The sequence below is a fragment of the Aeromicrobium phragmitis genome (assembly GCF_003674095.1).
GTDB lineage: Bacteria > Actinomycetota > Actinomycetes > Propionibacteriales > Nocardioidaceae > Aeromicrobium > Aeromicrobium phragmitis.
The window spans coordinates 1-350 of the sequence record NZ_RDBF01000202.1 but is presented as its reverse complement, the minus strand read 5'-3'; the positions used below and the strand labels follow the sequence as shown (position 1 = coordinate 350).

Here is a 350-nt window from a genome sequence, read left to right as displayed (position 1 = left end):
GTTGCGCGCTTCGATCCGCAGCAGCCGCCTGCCGTCGGCGCGCACCGGGGTCGTCATGCTGGGACGAACGTCGTGGCCAACGAGATCTCAACGCCGGTCAGAGCCTTGCTGACCGGGCAGATCCGCTTGGCGGTCTCAGTCAGTTCGGCGAACGCTCCCGCGTCCAGGCCTGCGGCGGAACCGGTGACCGCGAGATCGATCCCCATGAGCCTGAATCCGCCGGCAGGGTCCGGACCGAGGGCCACCTCGGCCGTGACATCCAGCTGAACGGAGGTGGCCCCGTGCTCGCTGATGAGAGCCGACAGCTGCATCGCCAGGCACGCGCTGTGCGCCATGGCGATCAGCTCCTC

The 350-nt window shown here is 68.9% G+C and carries 1 protein-coding gene; it reads right to left on the bottom strand.

Annotated elements, in window-relative coordinates:
• Nucleotides 1-53: 53 nt before the first annotated feature.
• Nucleotides 54-350, bottom strand: a 297-nt coding sequence (locus tag D9V41_RS16970) for an OsmC family peroxiredoxin (RefSeq protein WP_121795637.1), incomplete at its 5' end; no start/stop codon positions are given.